The sequence below is a fragment of the Paenibacillus sp. P4_A7 genome (assembly GCF_056402455.1).
The window spans coordinates 1-4,395 of record NZ_JBFUHJ010000458.1 but is presented as its reverse complement, the minus strand read 5'-3'; the positions used below and the strand labels follow the sequence as shown (position 1 = coordinate 4,395).

Annotated in this window: 2 protein-coding genes; one reads left to right on the top strand and one right to left on the bottom strand. The window is 40.9% G+C overall.

Features of this window, described 5'->3' with window-relative positions; all coding sequences use genetic code 11:
* Nucleotides 1-1,582, bottom strand: a 1,582-nt coding sequence (locus AC1DWN_RS28775; RefSeq protein ID WP_477562308.1) for a type 2 periplasmic-binding domain-containing protein, incomplete at its 3' end; no start/stop codon positions are given.
* Nucleotides 1,583-1,927: 345 nt separating this feature from the next.
* On the opposite strand from AC1DWN_RS28775, the gene AC1DWN_RS28770 reads away from it, so the two are divergent.
* Nucleotides 1,928-4,180, top strand: coding sequence for a helix-turn-helix domain-containing protein (locus AC1DWN_RS28770; protein ID WP_477562307.1), 2,253 nt, complete (start codon nucleotides 1,928-1,930; stop codon nucleotides 4,178-4,180).
* The last annotated feature ends 215 nt before the right edge of the window (nucleotides 4,181-4,395 follow it).

The window sequence follows — 4,395 nt, the reverse complement described above, 5'->3', positions numbered from 1 at the left end:
GCCCAAGTATAATCTTGGTGAATGTTTCCGCATACATCTTGACAAGGATTGGACTTTTTTGGACCATAGCGTCTAAAGGTGACGTTGTAAATTCATCATTGAGATAGAGATTATTCGATCGGTAATATTCAGAAACCGATAAGGACTGACCTTTATTGAATATTTGATTCCAGCCCCAATTAGTAAGATCTCCGGATTGGAACTTCAAAATTTTATCGTAAACCCCTTTATCCTCAGGGTTTAGCTTTGATGTGTCGTTAGTTTCAAGCGCATTAATGATCCTCAAGCTTTCATCTACGTTCTTGAATGCTTTATATGCTGCAATATTATTAAGCAGCCAGACCTGGTTGCCATCCTCGGGAGTAGTATTAAACTTCTCATAAATCTCGACCGACGTATTTTCATAGAATGTTTTAAGCCAGAATTCGAGCATTTTGAGAATCGCTTCGGGATGTTCAACTTCCTTCTTCACAACCCAATAGCTATCCACGCCCAATGTCACTTGGGATTTGGGAGGATTGCCGTCAAAGCCCATGATCGGAAACGCTTTCCATTCCATGGAAGGGTCTTTGTCTTTACCCGCTTGCAATGGATATAACGGGGCATAATACGGATAATACATGATCCCGATCTTACCGTTAGCAATCATCTCGAATACTTTGGTAAGATCTTTCGCTCCGAATTCCGGGTCGATTTGCTTCGCTTTAAACATTTCCTGCAGCTTAGCCAAAGCTGTCTTCACTTCAGGTTGAATGACTCCGGGGGTCAGATTGCCATCGCTAGATTTAATCATAATGCCTGGATAAGCGTGGAAGCTGTTGAAAAAGCCTTTCAAAAGCTCAAAATCTTTATCTACCGCCAATCCATAGGTATCTTGCGTGCCRTTTTTATCAGGATCTTGGGTGGAGAACGCCTCGCTGATTTTCAAAAGATCATCCATCGTCTTTGGATCTGGAATATTTAGTGCTTTCAGCCAATCGGAGCGAATGTAAATCATCTGCGCGCCTTCCCTGCTTGGACTCGTAAAGGGAATGGCCATAAGCTTGCCATCGATGGTGGCAGAATCTAAAGCCATTGTTCCCTCTTCGGTCAGCAAACTCTTCAGACCATCGGAAGCGTTTTCATTATAGACCTCCGTCAGATCGGCAATCATATCTGCTTCAGCAAGCTGTTTGAATTGCGTTGCATTTACTCGGAAGAAATCCGGGATTTCACCGGAAGCAATCGTCAAATTCATTTTTTGCTCCCATTGACTCCAATCGACAGCCCATAAGGTTTTAACTTTAATGCCGTATTCCTCTTCATAAGCACGTGTCCATACATTGTTCTCCATGGAATCTCCATCTGCAAACTTGACCGTGGATTCCAGTGTTCTCACTGTCGTCAACGTAATGGGCGGATCATACTTCCCATCATTGGACACTTTCTCTGGTTCCGCGACTTGTGATGCTTCAGGGCTACTAGTCGTACCGCTCGCGGTTGGAGATGGTGCTGGGCTCCCTCCATTATTGCTGCAAGCAGACAATACTAATAAAACCGTCGCAAGCGTGAAACCGATCCAACGTCTGTTTCCTTTTTTCATTTCCTATCCCCCCATTATCAAATTGGTTAATCGGAGTTGCGGGTGATCCTGACTGTTCCATCCGGACACAACCTAATTATAAGCATCTATTTTCTCTCCTAGGTAGACGCAATTCCCGTACTATTATTCCCATTATGTCATTGTGGCCAATAAAGATCATCTGATGAATAAATGTATAGCTAATGTGTATAGTCTGGTCATTGGAACGCTTCTTGTCTTGTCCTTTTTCCAGCCAAAACTTCAATAATGATCGGAGAGTGAAGAATAGAGTGGATATTGTAGGTTCGCTTTGTACACGAAATTGAATATAATAGTAATATATTCCAAGCATAAGGGGCGTGAGTAATGATTACATTTCTGCGATCGAAACGAAACTCCTTCTTTATCAAACTGCTTTTCAGCTTTGTAATTATCGTCATGATCTCCTTCATTTTCAACTTGCTCTCCTTCAACTTTTTTCAGAACACTCTTCGTATGGAAATAATCAAATACAATCAACTTAACTTGAGCAACACCGTCAATAATTACGAGAAACAATTTCGGCTCTTGGACGATGTCGCTTCAAATTTGTTTTTCGGTACCAATATCACCTTACTCGAACATAACAGATCAGATTTCACGGCCATGAATAATCTTACCAGTGAAATTAAAACGATTTTATCCAATTACAACAATTTGAACCTAGTTAATTTGTTTTTCTATAATGATAGTTATTCCTTTATCATCGAAAAGGGAGGACTAACGGAGATTACCGATATGTTTGGAGAACATTATATAAATCCTCAATATAATGCCGAATTCTGGAGGAAACAGACAGAAGTAGATTACCATATGCGGATATTTCCTGCTGCTCCGTTTCAGAAACGAAATATAAATGGAAAGATCGAGCAGGCGGGTTCCTACTTCCCGGTTATTATAAAAAGCAAACTTCAAAAAAATAACTATATCGCCGCCTTTATTGATGCGGATGAGATCTATTTAAACTCTCACTTCTCGGATAATGATCTTTTCTATATAGAGGACGTTCACGGAAGTCGCTTCTTCAGTACTCCATTTATAAAAGCGCTTACAGACTTTCGGGTTACAGGGAACGGAGAAGCCTATGATTCGAATAATAATAATTACTATTTCTATCAGACCGGCGAGAAATCAAATCTTACCTATGTGAATGTCACTCCAAATCAGCAAATCGCCTCTACTTTATTCCGTTTAAGCCTGCTGCTACTCATTTTATTTGCATTGTCTCTTGTACTTAGTCTGTTAATTTCCATCTTGTTCAGCATCCGGTTCCGACTTCCAGTACAACGAATGCTAGAATCACTGCAGAAGATGAATCCCAACTTCAATTTCAATAGCACGATCCGTGAATATATCCAAATCGGGGACAAGCTGAAGTCGATCATCGTCTCCACCGAGAAGATCAATCAGGATCTGAAAATGAAAAATTCTTTGTTAAAAACCTATAGTTACTGGAATAAGGTCAAAAATATTCCTCTTGAGCATACGGAAATGCAAAATCTGATTGATAATACCAAGCCATTCTACTTTGTGATGTACCAACTTCAACCCATTAGAAGTAGTCAGCAACTATCCGTTGTGGACATTAAAAATACGGAGCATTTTGCAGATATAATCAATTCGACCATACTGCAGCGTTATAATCAATCCGAGACGTTGCAGATCGAGAAGGACCTGATCGCTTCTATTATTTTCGATGACGATCCAAATCCAATTCAGGACATACTCTTCGCAACGCTGCAGGATCTTGTCCAATTGTTCAATCAGCGCCAAGGGTTCTATATCACGATCGCCGCTAATCCGCAATTGAGAAATCATAGCGATTTCACAAACGCTTATGAAGAAACGTTAGAAATGATCCACCAGCGCAAGCTCAATGCGAATACTCAGTTAATAACCGAATTGGACGGGGAGAAAAACGCCCTCCATATTCCACCGTCTGAGCTCAAAAAGCTGTCGGTTCATGTGGCAGCAGGAAATGCAACCGACATTATGCAAATCATACACCGGCTGCTAAATCGTCTTAGCAACAGCGAAAGGGCTGTTGAATACAGGCAAATGGCAAATGACATCATTTCCGAAATATTACTAATACTGATGTCACAGAAAATCGAGGTAGGTGACCTGCTAAGTGAGCTCGCCCCTTATGAACAACTAAAAGAATTTGCAACAACAGATCAATATTACTCTTTCTATAATGAACTGATCGAGAGGGCCGTTGCATTAATCAACAACAAAAAAACCGACAAGGATCCAATTGTAGACTATGTCCTAGCCTATATGGAACGACACAGCGGTGAAGATATCAGTCAGGAGGACATCGCCAGCAAACTTAATATTTCAATCGGATATATGGGGAAATATATTAAGAACAAGACCGGCAAGACGTTCAGCGAGTATCTGGAAGATATTCGCATTAGCAAAGCCAAGGTTATTCTGATCGAATCAGATGATAAAATCCATGAGATCGCGAATAAAGTTGGCTACCACAATGCAAATTCCTTTACACGGATGTTCAAACGAATTACTGGGGTCACCCCCGGCGAGTTTCGCTTGGAGAAACGGACAAAGCAAGCGTAAAATTTATTAGGCAAATAGAAAGGGCACCCACTCGGGCAATGTCATTAAGTTAAGTTCAAAGACAAGACCGGGAATAAAAATGGAATCCGAAACGGCACGGGAAAAAGCCCTGTGCCGTTTGTTTTTTTGTGCAAGCAAGGAAAAAAGCGTACAGCAAACAAAGCGGATGGAATATCCGCTTAAAAAATGTTCTTATGAACCGAATTATGCTACTC